This window comes from Micromonospora sp. WMMD558 (assembly GCF_049315255.1).
Lineage (GTDB): Bacteria > Actinomycetota > Actinomycetes > Mycobacteriales > Micromonosporaceae > Micromonospora.
Map to the genome: position 1 here is coordinate 1,015,754 of NZ_CP186061.1, position 16,403 is coordinate 1,032,156.

20 protein-coding genes are annotated in these 16,403 nt (G+C 73.8%); 10 read left to right on the forward strand and 10 right to left on the reverse strand.

Annotated elements, in window-relative coordinates:
* Nucleotides 1–2 precede the first annotated feature (2 nt).
* Nucleotides 3–1,037, reverse strand: a complete 1,035-nt coding sequence (locus ACN26Y_RS04865) for a PHB depolymerase family esterase (RefSeq protein ID WP_155329116.1) — start codon at nt 1,035–1,037, stop codon at nt 3–5.
* A gap of 240 nt (nt 1,038–1,277) precedes the next feature.
* On the opposite strand from ACN26Y_RS04865, the gene ACN26Y_RS04870 reads away from it, so the two are divergent.
* The 5 genes from ACN26Y_RS04870 (at nt 1,278) to ACN26Y_RS04890 (ending at nt 5,714) form a co-directional block, all read left to right on the forward strand.
* Nucleotides 1,278–1,706 (forward strand): ATP-binding protein, encoded by a 429-nt coding sequence (locus tag ACN26Y_RS04870; RefSeq protein ID WP_155329117.1) that lies wholly within the window; start codon nt 1,278–1,280, stop codon nt 1,704–1,706.
* A 75-nt stretch (nt 1,707–1,781) separates the two neighbouring features.
* Entirely contained in the window at nt 1,782–2,594 is an 813-nt protein-coding gene (locus tag ACN26Y_RS04875; protein ID WP_155329118.1) for an MEDS domain-containing protein, read from the forward strand.
* On the forward strand, nt 2,591–3,553 hold the full coding sequence (locus ACN26Y_RS04880; protein ID WP_155329119.1) for a sensor histidine kinase: 963 nt from the start codon (nt 2,591–2,593) through the stop codon (nt 3,551–3,553). Before ACN26Y_RS04875 ends, ACN26Y_RS04880 begins: the two co-directional genes overlap by 4 nt.
* A 269-nt stretch (nt 3,554–3,822) precedes the next feature.
* Nucleotides 3,823–5,049, forward strand: coding sequence for a DUF2786 domain-containing protein (locus ACN26Y_RS04885; protein WP_422734396.1), 1,227 nt, complete (start codon nt 3,823–3,825; stop codon nt 5,047–5,049).
* 29 nt (nt 5,050–5,078) lie between these two features.
* Nucleotides 5,079–5,714 carry a dihydrofolate reductase family protein gene (locus tag ACN26Y_RS04890; RefSeq protein ID WP_422734397.1) on the forward strand — a complete coding sequence of 212 codons (636 nt, stop codon included), beginning with the start codon at nt 5,079–5,081 and terminating at the stop codon, nt 5,712–5,714.
* Nucleotides 5,715–5,881: 167 nt separating this feature from the next.
* Here ACN26Y_RS04890 and ACN26Y_RS04895 read toward each other — a convergent pair whose 3' ends face one another.
* Nucleotides 5,882–6,367 (reverse strand): ArsI/CadI family heavy metal resistance metalloenzyme, encoded by a 486-nt coding sequence (locus ACN26Y_RS04895; RefSeq protein ID WP_155329122.1) that lies wholly within the window; start codon nt 6,365–6,367, stop codon nt 5,882–5,884.
* Between the two features lie 80 nt (nt 6,368–6,447).
* Here ACN26Y_RS04895 and ACN26Y_RS04900 point away from each other — a divergent pair, with 80 nt between their 5' ends.
* Both ACN26Y_RS04900 and ACN26Y_RS04905 read left to right on the forward strand, forming a co-directional pair.
* The gene (locus ACN26Y_RS04900; RefSeq protein ID WP_422734398.1) at nt 6,448–6,825 is read left to right on the forward strand and encodes an ArsR/SmtB family transcription factor; all 378 of its coding nucleotides are present in this window, start codon (nt 6,448–6,450) and stop codon (nt 6,823–6,825) included.
* Nucleotides 6,822–7,325, forward strand: a complete 504-nt coding sequence (locus tag ACN26Y_RS04905) for a GNAT family N-acetyltransferase (protein WP_422734399.1) — start codon at nt 6,822–6,824, stop codon at nt 7,323–7,325. The genes ACN26Y_RS04900 and ACN26Y_RS04905 overlap by 4 nt, the downstream gene beginning before the upstream one ends.
* A 72-nt stretch (nt 7,326–7,397) precedes the next feature.
* On the opposite strand, the gene ACN26Y_RS04910 is transcribed toward ACN26Y_RS04905, so the two are convergent.
* Both ACN26Y_RS04910 and ACN26Y_RS04915 read right to left on the reverse strand, forming a co-directional pair.
* Nucleotides 7,398–7,646 (reverse strand): flavin reductase, encoded by a 249-nt coding sequence (locus ACN26Y_RS04910; RefSeq protein WP_155329125.1) that lies wholly within the window; start codon nt 7,644–7,646, stop codon nt 7,398–7,400.
* Nucleotides 7,643–7,879, reverse strand: a complete 237-nt coding sequence (locus ACN26Y_RS04915) for a hypothetical protein (RefSeq protein ID WP_155329126.1) — start codon at nt 7,877–7,879, stop codon at nt 7,643–7,645. Before ACN26Y_RS04915 ends, ACN26Y_RS04910 begins: the two co-directional genes overlap by 4 nt.
* A 357-nt stretch (nt 7,880–8,236) precedes the next feature.
* Between ACN26Y_RS04915 and ACN26Y_RS04920 the strand changes: the two genes are divergently transcribed.
* Both ACN26Y_RS04920 and ACN26Y_RS04925 read left to right on the forward strand, forming a co-directional pair.
* A complete protein-coding gene (locus tag ACN26Y_RS04920) occupies nt 8,237–9,304 on the forward strand; it encodes a helix-turn-helix domain-containing protein (protein WP_155329127.1) in 1,068 nt (355 codons plus the stop codon).
* A gap of 34 nt (nt 9,305–9,338) precedes the next feature.
* Nucleotides 9,339–9,521 (forward strand): DUF397 domain-containing protein, encoded by a 183-nt coding sequence (locus ACN26Y_RS04925; RefSeq protein ID WP_422734899.1) that lies wholly within the window; start codon nt 9,339–9,341, stop codon nt 9,519–9,521.
* A 50-nt stretch (nt 9,522–9,571) separates the two neighbouring features.
* Here the strand turns inward: ACN26Y_RS04925 and ACN26Y_RS04930 are convergent, their stop codons facing one another.
* The 5 genes from ACN26Y_RS04930 to ACN26Y_RS04950 all read right to left on the reverse strand — a co-directional run bounded on the left by ACN26Y_RS04930 (nt 9,572) and on the right by ACN26Y_RS04950 (nt 13,605).
* Nucleotides 9,572–9,715, reverse strand: coding sequence for a hypothetical protein (locus ACN26Y_RS04930; protein WP_196255966.1), 144 nt, complete (start codon nt 9,713–9,715; stop codon nt 9,572–9,574).
* A gap of 148 nt (nt 9,716–9,863) precedes the next feature.
* Nucleotides 9,864–10,037, reverse strand: a complete 174-nt coding sequence (locus ACN26Y_RS04935; protein WP_155329129.1) for a CsbD family protein — start codon at nt 10,035–10,037, stop codon at nt 9,864–9,866.
* A 67-nt stretch (nt 10,038–10,104) separates the two neighbouring features.
* Nucleotides 10,105–12,363, reverse strand: coding sequence for a heavy metal translocating P-type ATPase (locus ACN26Y_RS04940; RefSeq protein WP_422734400.1), 2,259 nt, complete (start codon nt 12,361–12,363; stop codon nt 10,105–10,107).
* Between the two features lie 11 nt (nt 12,364–12,374).
* Entirely contained in the window at nt 12,375–13,367 is a 993-nt protein-coding gene (locus ACN26Y_RS04945; protein WP_155329131.1) for a hypothetical protein, read from the reverse strand.
* 28 nt (nt 13,368–13,395) lie between these two features.
* Nucleotides 13,396–13,605, reverse strand: a complete 210-nt coding sequence (locus ACN26Y_RS04950; RefSeq protein ID WP_155329132.1) for a heavy-metal-associated domain-containing protein — start codon at nt 13,603–13,605, stop codon at nt 13,396–13,398.
* Nucleotides 13,606–13,698: 93 nt separating this feature from the next.
* On the opposite strand from ACN26Y_RS04950, the gene ACN26Y_RS04955 reads away from it, so the two are divergent.
* Nucleotides 13,699–14,001 (forward strand): metal-sensitive transcriptional regulator, encoded by a 303-nt coding sequence (locus ACN26Y_RS04955; RefSeq protein WP_155329133.1) that lies wholly within the window; start codon nt 13,699–13,701, stop codon nt 13,999–14,001.
* Between the two features lie 20 nt (nt 14,002–14,021).
* On the opposite strand, the gene ACN26Y_RS04960 is transcribed toward ACN26Y_RS04955, so the two are convergent.
* Nucleotides 14,022–16,193 (reverse strand): heavy metal translocating P-type ATPase, encoded by a 2,172-nt coding sequence (locus tag ACN26Y_RS04960; protein ID WP_422734401.1) that lies wholly within the window; start codon nt 16,191–16,193, stop codon nt 14,022–14,024.
* Between the last annotated feature and the right edge of the window lie 210 nt (nt 16,194–16,403).

The following is a 16,403-nucleotide window of genomic DNA, read 5'->3' on the forward strand; positions in this document are numbered from 1 at the left end:
GCTCAGCCGTCGAGGCGGCGGACCATGTTCATGATCGTCTCGATCTGCGCCCCGCCCTTGATCGGGTAGTTGGTGGCGCCGAGGTAACCCCACCAGTCCCAGCAGCCGTTCGGGTTGGCCGCCGACGTGGTCGCCTGCGGGTAGAGCACCACGAGCCGGTTGGTGTCCGCGTACTGGTTGAGGTTGGCCCGGTCCACGAAGGCGGTGCCGACCCGGCCGTAGCCCTGGAGGCAGCCGTGCAGCGCGACGAGCAGCCGGCACGACTGCCCGGCCGCGCAGGACGCCGGGACGTACACGAAACCGGAGCTGTCCATGCTCAGCCCGTTGGCCCAGCCGTTGACGGCGTACGTGTTCTGGCCGAACCGGACGAGCGTCCCGCCGAGCGGTCCCGTGTTGGGGGCCGCCACGCTGCCGAGCAGCTTGCGCAGGAAGGCACCCTGCGGGTCGGTGCCGCAGTCGTTGAGGAACGGGGCGGCGGTGGCCGTGCAGCCGACGGTCCCGTACGGGGTCACCCAGGCGTGCCCGGCGGCGCTGCCCGAGTCGTACTGCACGCTGGCACCGAAGTGCTGGTAGTAGCGGACCAGGTCGTCGGTGACCGACCGCTTCACGGTGTTGTCGTTCCCGCCGTGGAAGACGTACACGGGCTGGCCGCCGAGGTTGCCGACCCCGTCGACCCAGCCGTACGACGCCCACGTGCGGGTGTAACTGGTGAGGCTGGGCAGGTTGGTGGGGTAGCGGTTGTCGCCGCAGCCGTACAGCGCCTGGGCGACGTTGTTCTGCGCGCAGTAGTAGGGCCCGGCGGCGAAGACGGCCGCGCCCCGGATCCGCGCCGAGTAGGCGACCTGGAGCTGGGTGGCCAGGTAGCCGCCGGAGGAGACGCCGGCGACGTGGACGGCGGAGATGTTGTACCGGCCGAGTGACCCCGACACGGGTGTCTTCGTGTACGGGTCCGCGGCGGCGGCGACGGGGGCGGGGGACGACAGCACCAGCAGCAGGACGGTGGCGAGGGTGGCGGCGAGTCTCAGCGGTCTCCTCATGACGGCTCTCCTGTCCGCGTACGCCGGCGGGACGGGTAACGGCGCGCCACGCCGGCCGGACGGTGCCGGGTGCCACACCGGCGGGACGGGTGCCGGCGTGCCGAGACCGTAGCGTGACATAGGCCACAGCAGATATCCTCGGCGCCGACACCCACGCGTCCGTCGCCATGTCGCCGGCAGCCATCCGTGCGCCCCGACACGGCGGGCGTGGCGGTGGCGAAGGCGGGGTACAACAGGGCCATGGGCCGCCTGAGCACCTCGCCACCACCCCCACGTGCCACCGAGCTGCGGCGGTGGACGCTGTCCGACGCGACGGACCTGCGCGGGCTCCGCGCGTCCCTGCACGAGGAACTGACCGGCACCGTGCTCGCCGAGGGCGCCGCCCTGGACGAGGTGCCCGAGCTGATCGCGCTGATCGCGACGGAGCTCGCCACCAACGCGCTGCGCCACGGCATCCCGCCGACCATCGTTCGGCTGCTCGCCACCGACGACTGCCTCGTCCTCGACGTCGCCGACCACGACCTGAGCACCGTCCCGGAGCTCGCCGACACCCGGCCGGTCGGCTCCGGCGGGCGGGGCCTCCAGATCGCGCAGAAGCTCTCCCTGGACGTGGGCTGGTACGCGACCGACACCACGAAGAACATCTGGGCGACGTTCCCCCGGACGTGAGCAGGTCGGGCCGAGTGGCCGGTCACGGGACCCGGCATAGACTGATGCCATGAGGCAAGCAACGTGACGGACCCGATGCCACCGCATGGCCACCTCTGCTGGTCGTACGACGACCAGGAGGTCTTCGCCGACGAGGCGGAGCGCCACGTCGCGGCGGGCCTCGCCGGCGGCGAGCGGGTCTGGTTCGTCACGCCGACGCCGACCGGGCCGGTGGCGGAGCGGCTGGCCGGCCTGCCCGGCTTCGCCGAGGCGGTCGACCGGGGCGCCGCCGCCGTGGTGCCGCTCGGCGAGACCTACACCTCCGGTGCGGTCGTCGACCCGCCCACCCAGGTCGCGGCGTACGCCGCTGCCACCGAGGCGGCCCTGGCCGCCGGCTTCACCGGCCTGCGGGTCGTCGCGGAGGCGACCGACATGGTCCGCACCGCGAAGCAGCTCGACGCGTTCACCCGCTACGAGCACCAGATCGACCGCTGGATGCGCACCGGGCCGTTCGCCGCGATGTGCGCCTACGACCGGTCCGCGCTGGGCGACGCGACCGTCGCCGCGCTGGCCTGCATGCATCCCGAGAGCAACCAGACCGACCCGCTGTTCCACCTGTTCGCCACCGCTCCCGCCGACGGGCACGCGGCCCTCACCGGTGAGCTCGATCCGTCGAACCACGAGCTGTTCCGCGACGCACTGGAGTGGGCCGACCTGCGCCCGACCGACGGGCGGCTGGTGCTCCAGGCCACCGGGCTGCGCTTCCTCGACCACCGCACGCTCATCGCCCTCCAGGCGTACGCGCGACGTCGGGACGCCACCGTGGTCCTGCGGACGTCCCGCCCGACCCCGGCCCGGCTGGCCGACCTGCTCGGGCTGACCGGCATCCACGTGGAGATGGTGCGATGAGAACGGGGGCGGCGGCCGGGCACCCGGGCTACTACCACGAGGCGATCCGCTACGACACCGACGACGAGCTGCTGGCGGTCGTGGTGCCGTTCCTGCTCGGCGGTGTCGAGGCGGGCGAGCCGACGTTCGTGGCGCTGGGCGAGCGCAACGCCAAGCTGGTGCGGACGGCACTGCCCACCGGAGCGGCCGTGGACTATCTACCGGGCGGCGACATGTACGCGCGACCCGCCGCCGCCATCCGGTCCTACCGGCAGCTCCTCGCCGAGCAGGTGGCCGGGGGCGCGAAGCAGATCCGGATCATCGGCGAGGTCCCCGAGGTGGCGCTCGGCGCCATGTGGGACTGGTGGGCCCGCTACGAGTCGGCCATCAACCACGCGTACGACGACTTCCCGCTCTGGAGCATGTGCGCGTACGACACCCGGATCGTCCCGCCCGCGGTGCTGGCGGACGTGGCCCGGACCCATCCCCGGTTCGCCACCCCGGACGGCGGGCACGTGCCCAGCCCGACCTGGACCCCGCCGGAGGTCTTCCTTCGCGAGGACCTGCCCGTCACGCCGGACCCGATCCAGGCGACCCCGCCGATCGTCGACCTGCGCGACCCCACGGCGGCGGACGCCCGCGCCGCCGTCCACTGGGCCGACCAGGGCCGGCTGCCGGTCGACGACCTCGAGGACCTGGTGGTCGCGGTCAGCGAGACCGTCACCAACGCGCTGCGCCACGGCCGGGCACCGGTCCGGATGCGCCTGTGGGCCGCTCCCGACCGCATCGTCGTCACGGTCAGCGACACCGGCACCGGCCCGGCCAACCCGTACGTCGGGCTGCTGCCGACTGCGAACGGCAACCCGGGCGGGCTGGGCCTGTGGATCACGTACCAGTCGTGCAACCACGTCAGCCGGCACGACGGCCCGGACGGCTTCACCCTCCGGCTGACCGCCGGCGCCCCGTACACCGCGCGCTGACCGTCGCGCCGCGCGTTGATCCGTCGCGCCGCGGGCACGCGACGGCGCGGTGGCTTCCCGCAGGCCACGGCGCCGGGTCGGATCGCGCCTCCCGGTGAGCGCCGGCGGAGCCGCGCGGCGAGAGGGCCGCACATGCCGTGCCCCGGGGCTCCTGCACGAGGGCGGACGTGGCGGCTGTCACGAGCGACCGGGCCGCACGGACGACCGGAGGTACGGTCGGCTGGCGGCCGGCCTCGTCGGGCGCCCGACCTGTCGAGGGGGAAGCGGCCGTGCCGGACGCCGAGGAGCTGGTCAGCGATGCGCTGGCGGCGGTGCGCGGCACCGACGTACGCCTCGCGGAGCGGCAGCTGGACCGGCTGATGATCGGCGGCGCGGACGGCGGGCGAGCAGTGGACGCCGCCCTCTTCCGGCGGCTGGTGCGGACCGTCGGGCGTCTCGTGCCGCGTGGCTGGCAGCCGGTCGACCTGGCCCGGATCGCGACCCGCCGGCTGGGCCCGCGCGACGCCGGACTGGTGGTGGACGCGCTCGCCGCGCACCGCCGGGACCTGGCCGATCCGGTGCCCGACTGGTGGGAGGCGCAGCTTCGCGAGCTGGCCGCGACGGTGTGGTGGGACGCGGACGACCGCCACCTCGCCGGCTGGTCGGCCCGCACCGGCTCGGACCGCTTCACGGCCCTGCGCGCGGCCGTCGACGCGCTGGCGCTGGTCGAGGGGTTGCCGCCGATCGCGGTGCTCCGGCCGCCGCCGGGCGCGCCGGCGGCGGCCACGACCCGTCCGGCGCCCGGTGGTTCCCGGATGCTCGACCGGGTCCGGGCCCTACTGGCCAAGGCCGAGTCGACCACCTTCCCGGCGGAGGCGGAGGCCCTGACGGCGAAGGCGCAGGAGCTGATGGCCCGGCACAGCATCGAGGCGGCCCTGCTGGCCGCGCCGGACCCGGCCGACCTGCCCACCGGGGTGCGCCTCGGCACCGATTCCCCGTACGCGGGGGCGAAGGCGTTGCTGGTGCAGGAGGTCGCGGCGGCCAACCGGTGCGAGGCCGTGTGGTCGGACGACCTGGGGTTCAGCACGGTGCTCGGATGGCCGACCGATCTGGAGGCGGTGGAGCTGCTCTACACGTCGCTGCTCGTGCAGGCCACCGCGGCCATGCTGCGGGGGCGGGGCGAGCGGCGGCAGTCGGGCGGCCGGCGGACCCGTGGCTACGACGAGTCGTTCCTCAACGCGTTCGCCCTGCGTATCGGCGAGCGCCTGCGGGCGGCGACCGGGGCGGCCACCGAGGAGGCCGGCCCGGACCGGCTGCTGCCGGTGCTCGCCGCACGCAACGAGGCGGTGCGGCAGCACCTCGACGCCCTGTTCCCGGGCGTCACCCGGGCCCGGCTCACCGTCCGCGACGCCGAGGGCTGGACGTCGGGCACCGCCGCCGCCGACCGGGCGTCGCTGGGCGCCACGCCGGGCCGCCCGGCCCGGCCGGTCCGCGGCGTCCGGCGCCGCGACCGATGAGTTCGGTACGCCCCGGACGTCCACCCCGTATGACTACCGTGACGTGTCAGATCTCGATCTCTCTGGACGGGTACGTGGCGGGGCCGGACCAGAGCCTCCAGGATCCGCTGGGCCGGGGCGGCCTGCGCCTGCACGAGTGGCTCTTCGCCGCCGGCCGGTGGCGGGAGCAGCACGGGCAGGCCGGGGGCGAGTTCGGTGTGGATTCCCAGGTCGTCGACGAGATGACCCGGAACGTCGGCGCGTGCGTGATGGGCCGGCGCATGTTCGGCGGCGGCGACGGCCCGTGGGACATGACGTGGCGGGGCTGGTGGGGCGAGGAGCCCCCGTTCGGCGTGCCGGTCTTCGTGTTGACCCACCATCCCCGTCCGTCGCAGCCGATGGCCGGCGGCGCCGATTTCCACTTCGTCACCGACGGGATCCACTCGGCGCTGGAGCAGGCCCGGAAGGTGGCCGGTGACCGGGAGGTCGCGATCGCGGGCGGCGCGAGCACCGTCCGGCAGTACCTGGCGGCGGGTCTCGTCGACACTCTCCAACTGCACGTGGTGCCGATCGTGCTGGGCGCGGGCGAACCCCTCTTCGACGGCCTCGCCGACCTGCGCCTGAAGCAGACCCGGGTGGTCGCCGGCCCCACCGTCGCGCACGTGACGTACCGCGTCCTGCCCTGACTGCCCCCGGCCCGGCGCGGCGCGCGACACGGGGGCGCGCGCCGCGCCGGGCCCTGCCCCGGCGCGGCCGAGCCGCGCCGGGGAACTGCCCCCGCGATCTTGCACTTTGTGCCCTCGCTTTGCCCTGGATGCGAAGAATGTCGGGGCAGTAAGTGCAAGATCGACGGTCAGCAGCAGGACGCGCGGGTGCCGGTGGTGGCCGGGGTCGGATCGGCGGTCGTGGTGGTGGCGGTGGTCGTGGTGGACGGGGTGCAGCAGGTGCTGTCGGTGGGCTTCTCCAGCTGGGGGGAGTCGGCCTTGACGGTGTAGACCTCCCAGGGCTCCTGCCCGGGGCCGCGCACCCAGACCTTGTCCTGGAGGGCGTAACAGCACTCGGTGTCGCTCTCCTCCAGGGTGATCAGGCCGGCGTCGGTGAGGCGCCGGGTGGCGGCGCCGACCTCGTCGGTGCTGAACACCTCGACGCCGAGGTGGTCCAGGACGGTGGGCCGGTCGGGCTCGCCTTCGAGCAGGACGAGCTTCAGGGGTGGGTTCTCGATCGCGAAGTTGGCGTAACCGGGGCGGCGCTTGGCCGGCTCGACGCCGAACAGCTTGGCGTAGAAGGCGACGGAGCCTTCCAGGTCGGAGACGCGTAGGGCGAGCTGGACACGGGACATGAGGTTCTCCTTGTCTAGATGCTTATCGAAGCAACGCACCCACTGTTGCACCCTGTTTTGACATCTGTCAACCTAGAGGCATGTCGAAACAGTCGCTGGACCTTCACGCGGTGGCCTGCTGCCCTCCGCTGGCGGTGCGCCCGTTGGACGCCGAGCAGGCGTCGGTGGTCGCGCCGATGTTCAAGGCCCTCGGCGATCCGGTCCGGCTGCGGCTGATGTCGATGATCGCCTCGGTGCCGGAGATGTGCGTGTGCGACCTGACCCCGGCGTTCGACCTGTCCGGGCCGACCATCTCCCACCACCTGAAGGTGCTGCGGGAGGCCGGCCTGGTCGACTCCGAGCGTCGCGGCACGTGGGTGTGGTACAGGGTCCGTCCGGAGGCGTTCCGCCAGCTCGGCGCACTGCTGGAACTGCCCGCGGCCGCCGGGGCCGCCGCCACGTCCGCGGAGACCCGATGAGCCCGGTCGGCATCACGATCACCGCCATGGGCGACCAGCACGCCGACGCGGTCCTGGACATCTACCGGCTCGGCATCGCCTCCGGTGACGCCACCTTCGAGACCGAACCGCCCACCTGGTCCGCCTTCACCGCCACCCGCCTGCCCGGCCACCGGTGGGTCGCCGTCGACGCGAGCGATCGCGTACTGGGCTGGGTCGCCTGCTCGGCGGTGTCCGACCGGTGCGTCTACGCCGGGGTCGTCGAGCACTCCGTCTACGTCCACCCCGACACGCGGGGCCGAGGCGTCGGCCGCGCCCTGCTGACCGGGCTGATCGCCTCCACCGAGCGGGCCGGGATCTGGACCATCCAGTCGGGCGTCTTCCCCGAGAACACCGCCAGCCTCGCCCTCCACGCCGCCTGCGGCTTCCGTACCGTCGGCACCCGGGAACGGGTCGGCCGCCACCACGGGGTCTGGCGCGACGTCACCCTCATCGAACGCCGCAGCCCGGTCGTCACCTGAGGCCGCGCCCAGATCTTGGAAGGAAACGCCCCCGGAGGGGCCGAAATCCTCCAAGATCGGTGCGACGCCCCGCTACCGGGCGCGGGCCCACGTGGTGAAGCGGTCGGCCAGGTCGGCTGGCGGCGTACCGGGATCGAGCCCCGTGAGGTGTTCGACGGCCTCGGCCTGCAGCGTCGCCAGGTAGACCAGCAGGGCGGCGCGGTCGTTGCGGTACTCGCCCAGCAGGCGCAGCTTCGCCGGCGAGCACGGCCAGGCGATCCCGCACGCCGCGCAGCGCCAGGTCGGCCGCGAGGGACGGTGGTCGACGGGACGCCGGCTCACCGGCCCCGCACCCCGTCCACCTCGCGGACCCGGTCGACGCGGACGAGGGCGTACCGCTCGCGGACGGCGACCGAACCGTCGGGGCGAACCTCCCGGCCCCTCAGTTCGGCCCAGACCACCCCGTCGATCTCACTGCGGCCGATCACCTCGGAGATGTGCAGGGTCAGCGGACCGGTGCCGAACTTGTAGCCGTCCTCGGGGACACGGATGGTGTGGCCGACGACGAGACTCACCAGCGGCCTCCGTTCGCACGCCACTGCTGCGCCGGGGTGAGGTTTCCGGGGCGGCCCGGCTGGACTGCGGGTAGTGGCCGGGTGGGCGCGAACAGCGCCGCCGGCAGGTTGGCCCCGCGGATGCGCCGGGGAAGCGGCGGCACAGGCTCGCATCGCCAAGATCTGAGTCGCAAGGGGTGGACCTCCTTCGTGTCATGGATGGGGCCGCCTCGCCTTCATGTCGAGGCGGCCCCGTGACCAGCGCAGCCGCCGGGTTCCGGTCACCTCCACCGGCCGCACCGTGCCTTTCAGAGTGCGATCGTGGGACTACGCTCGGAAGGAGGTCGATGCTTTCAGCGGCTTTCAGCAGGAGGACCGGTGGATCATCTCGGCGCACAACTGCGGCAGGCTCGTACCGAGGCCGGCGTCACGCTCGCCTCGGTCGCTGCGCGGACGTGCTACTCGGCATCGCACCTGAGCAACGTCGAGGCTGGACGGCGAGCGGCGACCCCTGACATCGTGCTCGCCTACGCGCGGGCGCTCGGGGAGGGCGACGTGAACCGACGGCAAGTGCTCGGCCTGGCGGCGGGTGTCGTCGGCCCGGTCGTGGCCGGTGAACTCATCCGGGCCGGTTTCAGCGCCGCGCTTCAAGGCCGTGCCGCTGAGGAGGACTGGCGCGAGCGGGTCGACCAGTACGGGCGCGACTACATGGCGGTCGGAGCAGCGGTACTTCAGACGCGCCTCGCAGGCGACCTGGTGATCCTGCAACAGCACCTCGACACGCCGCCCATGTGGTCGCACGCGGCAAGGGCGCTGGTCACCTACGGGAAGACCACCCCGGACCCGGTCGAGGCGATCCGGTGGTACGACTTGGCGACCACTGCCGCCGACCGTTCCGAGGACCTGACCGTCCGGGTGTGGGTACGGGGCCGCGCCGCGATCGCCCTCGCCTACGAGGGGGCGGCGCTTCCGACGGCGCGACGATATGCGGACCAGGCGATTGCGCTGTCCGACCAGCCGTCACCCGGTCGCGTCCAGGCACTCATGGCAAGGGCACACGTCGCGGCGGGACGTGGCGACAAGGCGGGGGCGGTCGCCCTCGACACCGAGGCGCGCCGGGTCTTCGATCACGTTGCCTCACCCGACAGCGAGGTCTCCGACACCGCCGTCCCGCCGTGGCGGATGGCGACCTTCCGCAGCATGCTGTACGCCCGACTCGGGATGCCCGGCCCCGGCACCGAAGCGCAGGAGGAGGCCGACCGAACCCGGCCCGAGGGTCTACCGCGCTTCGCGACGCACATCGAACTGCACCGGGGGCTCACCATGGCGAAGGCCGGCGACAAGGCGGGCGGTGTCGCGTACGCGCGACGGGCGTGGGATGCCCTCGCGGCCGAGCGGCGCTCACAGAGCCTCGCTCTGATGCTCCGCGAGGTCGAGCGAGCATGACGGGGCGATGTCAACGAAGGGACGTGGCGGAATCATGGACCTGAACGGCGCGCGGTGGCGCAAGAGCAGCGGCAACGGCGGCAACTGCGTCGAGGTCGCCGACAACCTCCCCGGCGTGGTCGCCGTACGCGACTCGAAGGACCCGGCCGGGCCGGCGCTGACCTTCGCTTCCAGCGCCTGGCGGGCGTTCGTCGCCCAGGTCGCCGAGCGGGGCTGAGGAAACGGCCCCCGAGGGGCAGAAATCCAAGGTCTCCAAACGCCGGCCCGTCAGGGGGTGGCGCTGGCCGGGGCGGAAGGCGGCGGTGGCGGGGCTCCGGCCTCGCCCCGGCGCTCGTCGTGCGCCCCGAGGACCAGCACGGCCAGGGCCGCGATGGCGGCGGCACGCCGCGCGAGCACGACGGTCCGGGACATCGGCTCACCCCCGTTCTGCACCACCACGTCCCCTGTGGACGCCGATGACGCCGCGAACGGCGTCGTCCTGGCAACGAGTGGACTCGTCGGCGGGACACGTCACCGCCGGGGCGGCGGGGCCGGCCCGGCGGTGACGCGTACACCGTGATCAGCTCTTGAAGACGTCCTTGATCTTCTCGCCGGCCTGCTTGAGGCTGGCGCTGGCCTGGTCGTTCCGGCCCTCGGCCTCGAGCCGCTCGTTGTCGGTGGCGCGCCCGGCGCCCTCCTTGAGCTTGCCCGCGGCGTTCTCGGCGGTGTTGTTGACCTTGTCTTCGATACCCATGTCAACCTCCAGGGATCCGGGGGTGCCGCTTGCCTCCCGATGTACCCCGGGAAACCGCCGCCAACCGTCACCCGACCGGGCGGAAACCCCGGAGTCGGAGGCTGTTGGCCACCACGAAGACCGACGAGAACGCCATCGCGGCACCGGCGATCATCGGGTTGAGCAGCCCGGCCGCGGCCAGCGGGAGCGCCGCGACGTTGTAGGCGAAGGCCCAGAACAGGTTGCCCTTGATGATCGCGAGGGTGCGCCGGGAGAGCCGGATCGCGTCCACGGCGGCGGTCAGGTCACCCCGTACCAGGGTCAGGTCGGAGGCCTCGATCGCCACGTCGGTCCCGGTGCCCATGGCCAGTCCCAGGTCGGCCTGGGCGAGCGCGGCGGCGTCGTTGATCCCGTCGCCGACCATCGCCACGACCCGGCCCTCACCCTGGAGCCGCCGGACCACGTCCACCTTCTCCGCGGGCAGCACCTCGGCGATCACCTCGGCGATCCCGACCTCGGTCGCGACCGCCCGGGCGACGGTCTCGTTGTCGCCCGTCAGCAGCACCGGGCTGAGTCCGAGGTCGCGGAGCCGCGCGACGGCGCTCGCGCTGGTCGGTTTGGCCACGTCGGCCACCGCCAGCACGCCGCGGGCCCGCCCGTCCCAGCCGACCAGGACCGCCGTCCGCCCGGCAGCCTCCGCGGTGGTCACCGCCGCCGAGACCTCCCCGGTTACGTCCACACCCCGCTCCCGCAGCAGCCGGGGCCGGCCGACCAGCACCTCGCGGCCCTCCACGGAGCCGCTCACGCCCAGCCCTTCGAGGTTGGCGAAGCCGGTCACCGGTGACAGCCCGCCGGCCTCGGCCGCGCCCGCGGCGACGGCCCGGGCGATCGGGTGCTCGGAGGCGGCTTCGAGGGCGCCGGCGATCCGGAGCACCTCCGCCCGGTCCTCGCCGGTCGCCGGGAGCACGTCGACCAGGGCCATCCGGCCGGTGGTGACGGTGCCGGTCTTGTCCAGCACCACCGTGTCGACCCGCCGGGTGGACTCCAGCACCTCCGGCCCCTTGATCAGGATGCCGAGCTGGGCGCCCCGGCCGGTGCCGACCAGCAGGGCGGTCGGCGTGGCCAGGCCGAGGGCGCACGGGCAGGCGATGATGAGCACCGCCACGGCAGCGGTGAACGCGGCCGTCGGACCCGCCCCGCTGCCCAGCCACCAGCCCAGCGTGCCGGCGGCGAGGGCGATCACGATCGGGACGAAGACGCCGGAGATCCGGTCGGCGAGCCGCTGCACGGCCGCCTTGCCGGTCTGCGCGGCCTCGACCAGGCGCGCCATCTGGGCGAGCTGCGTGTCGCCGCCGACCCGGGTGGCCCGGACGACCAGCCGCCCACCGGCGTTGACGGTCGCGCCGACCACGGTGTCGCCGGGGGCCACCTCGACCGGAACGGACTCCCCGGTCAGCATGCTCGCGTCGACCGCCGAGGTGCCCTCGTCGACGACGCCGTCGGTGGCGACCTTTTCGCCGGGACGGACGACGAACCGGTCCCCCACCGCGAGCTGGTCGACCGGGATGCGGGTCTCGACGCCGTCGCGCAGCACCGCCACGTTCTTGGCGCCCAGCTCGAGCAGGGCCCGCAGGGCCGCCCCGGCGGTGCGCTTGGACCGTGCCTCGAAGTACCGGCCGGCGAGGATGAACGTGGTGACGCCGGCCGCCGCCTCCAGGTAGATGTTGCCCGCACCGTCGCCGCGCACGATGTCGAAGCTGAACGGGTGGGTCATCCCCGGCGTGCCGGCGGTGCCGAGGAACAGCGCCCACATCGACCAGCCGAACGCGGCGAGGGTGCCCAGCGACACCAGCGTGTCCATGGTCGCCGCGCCGTGCCGCAGATTGACCCAGGCGGCCCGGTGGAACGGCAGGCCGCCCCAGACCACCACCGGGGCGGCCAGGGTCAGCGACAGCCACTGCCAGTACGTGAACTGCCACGCCGGCACCATCGCCAGCACGATCACCGGCACGGTCAGCACGATCGACGCCCACAGCCGCGTACGCAGACCGCGTAGCTCGTCCACCGGCTCGGCGGCCGGCTCACCACCGGCCTGGACCGGCGGGGGCGGCACGACGGCCGTGTAGCCGGTCTTCTCGACCGTGGCGATCAGGTCGCCCGGGGTCACGTCGTCGGCGTACGCGACGGTGGCCTTCTCGGTGGCGTAGTTGACGGTGGCGGTGACGCCCGGCATCCGGTTGAGCTTCTTCTCGATGCGGGCGGCGCAGGAGGCGCAGGTCATCCCGCCGATCGCCAGCTCGATCCGGTGCGGCGCCATCGGCAGGGGCTGCTTGCTCGTGGTGGTCATCACGCCTCCCGTCAGTCGTGCCCGTGACCGGGCGTGCCGTGGTCGGCGGCGCCGGTCGGGGCGGGAGCGCTCGTGCCGGTCGGCGTCGGCGCTGCCGGGACGGCGGTGGCCGTCCCGCCGGCCGCCCCGGCGACGATGGTGAACTCGGCGGTGCGGACCACACCGCCGTGCTGGAAGTCCAGGAAGAGCCGGTAGGTGCCGGCGGAGGGCACCTCGGCGAAGAAGGTCACGTCGGGGCCGGGCCTGGTCCGCCCGTCACCCGGCGCGCCGTCCGGGTGGACGTGCAGGTACGCGAGGTCGCCCTGGCGCAGCGCGACCAGGTGCCCGTACGCGCCCAGGTAGGGCTCCAGGTCGGTGACCGGTACGCCGTCCCGGCTCACCGTCAGGGTCAGCTCGCTGGTCCGGCCCGGCTGCGGCGTTCCGGCCAGGGTGACCGTGTAGCCGTCGACGGTGGTGCTGGTCGCCGGCGCCGGCAGCGGCCGGTCGGTCAGCATGCCGGGGACGGTCACGTCCACGCCGAGGGTCAGCGACTCCCCGCCGCCCGGTGTGAAGTCGGCGAAGACCCGCCACACTCCCGGCCCGGCCAGCGGTGAGTCGACCCGCCAGGTGCCGTCCGGGGACATCTCGGGGTGCACGTGCCGGAACCCGCTAAGGTCACGGCGCGCGACGATCAGGTGCATCCGCTTGTCGTGCGCCACCTCGTACGCGGTCACCGGCGTGCCGAGCGGCCCGGTGATCTGGAAGGCGAACTGGCCGGCGGGTGCCGCGACCGGCCGGAGGGTGTGGCCTCGCTCGGACACCAGCAGGCCGCCGGGCAGGTGGGCCGCCTCGTCGGCGTGCCCCGTTCCGTCGCCGTGCGAGGTCTCGCCGGCGTGCCCGGTGTCGTCGTGGCGGGTCTCGGCGGTCGGGGCGACGGGGCCGGTCACCTGACCGACCCCGTACGCCGCGCCGAACACCGCCGCGAGCCCGAGCGCGAAACCGCTCAGCTTCGTCGCCGTGTTCATGGGGTGCCTCGGTCTCCCCGTGTCGCCGTCAGGCGCCGACGAGGTCGTAGCCGGCCTCGTCGACGGCGGCGCGCACGGTCTCGATGTCCAACGGGCTCTCACTGGTGACGGTGACCTGGCCGGTGGCCAGATCCACCTGGACGTCGCCGACGCCCTTGATCGCGCTGACCTCGGCGCTGACCGAGCTCACGCAGTGCCCGCAGGTCATGCCCTGCACCTGGTACGTGGTGGTGACCATGGAACCTCTCCTTCTCCGTCACCAACGATACCCCCAGGGGGTAACTGCCGAGGACACTAACATACCCCCCAGGGGTACGCTATCCTTGCCGGCATGACCACACCCACGCCCGCCCCGATCCGGGGCTACACCGCCACGAAGGACCAGCTGCTCGCGCGGCTGCGCCGCGTCGAGGGTCAGGTCCGGGGCATCGAGAAGATGGTCGACGAGGACCGGTACTGCATCGACGTCCTCACCCAGATCTCCGCGATCCAGGCCGCCCTGGACAAGGTCGCCCTCGGCCTGCTCGACGGGCACGCGCGGCACTGCATGCACGAGGGGGCCGCCGAGGGCCGGGCCGACGAGATGGCCAGCGAGATGATGGCCGCCGTCGGCCGGCTGATGAAGCGCGGCTGACGCCGAAGGGGCGGCGCGCGTTAAGAAGGGCCCCTTTCACCACGCGAGGCGTTAACAGGGGGCCCTTCCTTGCTGTCCAGCCGCACGCGGCGCAGCAACTGGGCGTTGAGCGCCACCACGATCGTCGAGGCGGACATCAGCACCGCGGCCAGGGCCGGGCTCAACGCCAGGCCGGCCCACGCGAACACGCCGGCCGCCAGCGGCAGGGCCACCACGTTGTAGCCGGCCGCCCAGCCCAGGTTCTGCCGCATCTTCCGGTACGAGGCCCGGGAGAGCCGGACCACCGCGCTCACGCCGCGCGGGTCGGACGAGGCGAGCACCACACCTGCGGACTCGATCGCCACGTCCGTACCGGCACCGATCGCGATGCCGACGTCCGCCCGGGCCAGGGCGGGCGCGTCGTTCACGCCGTCACCGACCATGGCCACGGTCAGGCCCCGCCGTTGCAGCTCGGTGACCTTGCCGTCCTTCTCCGCGGGCAGCACCTCGGCGAACACCTCGTCCACTCCCGGGCGGAACCCGAGGTCGGCGGCGACCGCCTCGGCGACCGGCCGGGCGTCCCCGGTGATCATGGCGATGGTGTGGACGCCCTCCGCCCGCAGCTCCGCGATGGCCTGGCGCGCCTCGGGGCGTACCTCGTCGGTCAGCGCCAGCGCACCGAGCACGGTGTCCGGCAGGCGTACCAGGTGCAGCACGGCGGCACCCCGGTCCGACCACTGGTCGCTCGCCGCCGCGAGCGCGCCCGGGAGCCGTACGTCGAGTTCGCGCAGCAGGGCGGGGCCGCCCACCGCGTACTCCCGGCCCTCGACCGTGGCCCGCACCCCGCGGCCCGGCAGCGACCGGAAGCCGCTCGCGGCGGCGGGCCCGCCCTGGCGGCCGGCGGCGACGACGATCGCCCGGGCCAGCGGGTGCTCGCTGTCGGATTCGACACCGGCGGCGATCCGCAGCACCTCGCCCTCGTCGACGTCCGGCGCGGCGGCCACGTCGCTGACGACGTGCTCGCCACGCGTCAGCGTGCCGGTCTTGTCGAACAGCACCGCGTCCACCGTCCGCATCCGCTCCAGCGCCAGCCGGTTCTTCACCAGGATCCCGCGGCGGGCCGCGAGCGCGGTGGACAGGGCGATCACCAGCGGGATGGCCAGGCCCAGCGCGTGCGGACACGCGATGACCAGGACGGTGACCGTCCGGACCACCGCCTGGTCGGCGTCGCCGAGTGCGCTCCAGGCCGCCACGGTCACCACGGCGGTGACGGTGGCGACGTAGAACAGCCCGGCGGCGAAGCGGTCCGCCAGGACCTGGGCCCGCCCGCTGGACTGCTGGGCCTGCGCCACCATCCGCTGGATGCCCGCGAGCGTGGTCTCCTCGCCGATCGCCGCCACCTCGACGCGGATGGCGGAGTCGGTGGCGACGGTGCCGGCCACCACCCGGTCCCCCACCGACCGGGTGACCGGCCGGGACTCCCCGGTGATCATCGACTCGTCCAGTTCGGCGGCCCCGTCGGTGATCCGCCCGTCCGCCGGCACCCGCCCGCCCGGCCGCACCAGCACCACCTCTCCGACCCGCAGCTCGCTCACCGGCACCCGGGTGACGCTCCCGTCGGGGCCCACCCGCTCGGTGTCGTCCGGCAGCAGCGCGGCCAGCGCGGTGAGCGCGCCGCGCGCCTGCCCGATCGCCTTCATCTCCTGCCAGTGACCCAGCAGCATGACGGTGACCAGGGCGGCCAGCTCCCACCAGAAGTCCAGGTCGAAGACGCCGAGGCTGGTGGCGAGGGAGGCGGCGTACGCGACCGTGATCGCCATGGCGACGAGCAGCATCATGCCCGGCGCGCGGTCGCGGACCTCCCGGACGGCGCCGACCAGGAACGGCCAGCCGCCCCACCAGAACACCACCGACCCGAGCACCGGTCCGACCAGCGACCGGCCCGGGAACTCCAACTGGTAGCCGAACCACTCCATGACCATCTGACTGGCCACCACCACCGGCAGCGTGAGCACCAGGCAGACCCAGAACCGGCGGCGGAACATCTCCGGGTCGTGCCCCGCGTGCTTGTCGTGCCCGCCGTGCTTGTCGTGCCCGCCGTGCGGGTGCCCACCGCGGGCGCCGCCGCCCGGCGGGTGCTCGCCGTGCGGTTGGTCGCCCGAGGCGGGGTCGCCGTGCGGGCGGTCCCCGCCGGGCTTCCCGTGCCGAACCATGCCCCCAACATGCCTTCCCGCGCCCGCCCGCGGGCCCCAACCCTCAGGTCCGACCGCCGACACCACGGCACACGACCTGCGTCGAAGGAGCGCGCTGGCTACCATTCGGCCGATGGCCCTACGGATTCCGCACCACCCGGCCCGCCTCCGCGCCGGGGCTCCGACGCCGCCGACGACCGCGCGGGGTCGCGTCCGGCCCGGCACGGCCGG

Excerpts from the sequence above, each read along its gene's own strand:
- ACN26Y_RS04870 (WP_155329117.1), top strand. The coding sequence starts at position 1,278 with ATGGGCCGCCTGAGCACCTCGCCACCACCCCCACGTGCCACCGAGCTG.
- ACN26Y_RS04880 (WP_155329119.1), top strand. The coding sequence starts at position 2,591 with ATGAGAACGGGGGCGGCGGCCGGGCACCCGGGCTACTACCACGAGGCG.
- ACN26Y_RS04940 (WP_422734400.1), bottom strand. The coding sequence starts at position 12,363 with ATGACCACCACGAGCAAGCAGCCCCTGCCGATGGCGCCGCACCGGATC.
- ACN26Y_RS04905 (WP_422734399.1), top strand. The coding sequence starts at position 6,822 with ATGAGCCCGGTCGGCATCACGATCACCGCCATGGGCGACCAGCACGCC.
- ACN26Y_RS04875 (WP_155329118.1), top strand. The coding sequence starts at position 1,782 with ATGCCACCGCATGGCCACCTCTGCTGGTCGTACGACGACCAGGAGGTC.
- ACN26Y_RS04925 (WP_422734899.1), top strand. The coding sequence starts at position 9,339 with ATGGACCTGAACGGCGCGCGGTGGCGCAAGAGCAGCGGCAACGGCGGC.
- ACN26Y_RS04930 (WP_196255966.1), bottom strand. The coding sequence starts at position 9,715 with ATGTCCCGGACCGTCGTGCTCGCGCGGCGTGCCGCCGCCATCGCGGCC.
- ACN26Y_RS04955 (WP_155329133.1), top strand. The coding sequence starts at position 13,699 with ATGACCACACCCACGCCCGCCCCGATCCGGGGCTACACCGCCACGAAG.
- ACN26Y_RS04945 (WP_155329131.1), bottom strand. The coding sequence starts at position 13,367 with ATGAACACGGCGACGAAGCTGAGCGGTTTCGCGCTCGGGCTCGCGGCG.
- ACN26Y_RS04895 (WP_155329122.1), bottom strand. The coding sequence starts at position 6,367 with ATGTCCCGTGTCCAGCTCGCCCTACGCGTCTCCGACCTGGAAGGCTCC.
- ACN26Y_RS04900 (WP_422734398.1), top strand. The coding sequence starts at position 6,448 with ATGTCGAAACAGTCGCTGGACCTTCACGCGGTGGCCTGCTGCCCTCCG.
- ACN26Y_RS04960 (WP_422734401.1), bottom strand. The coding sequence starts at position 16,193 with ATGGTTCGGCACGGGAAGCCCGGCGGGGACCGCCCGCACGGCGACCCC.
- ACN26Y_RS04890 (WP_422734397.1), top strand. The coding sequence starts at position 5,079 with ATGACTACCGTGACGTGTCAGATCTCGATCTCTCTGGACGGGTACGTG.
- ACN26Y_RS04935 (WP_155329129.1), bottom strand. The coding sequence starts at position 10,037 with ATGGGTATCGAAGACAAGGTCAACAACACCGCCGAGAACGCCGCGGGC.
- ACN26Y_RS04865 (WP_155329116.1), bottom strand. The coding sequence starts at position 1,037 with ATGAGGAGACCGCTGAGACTCGCCGCCACCCTCGCCACCGTCCTGCTG.
- ACN26Y_RS04950 (WP_155329132.1), bottom strand. The coding sequence starts at position 13,605 with ATGGTCACCACCACGTACCAGGTGCAGGGCATGACCTGCGGGCACTGC.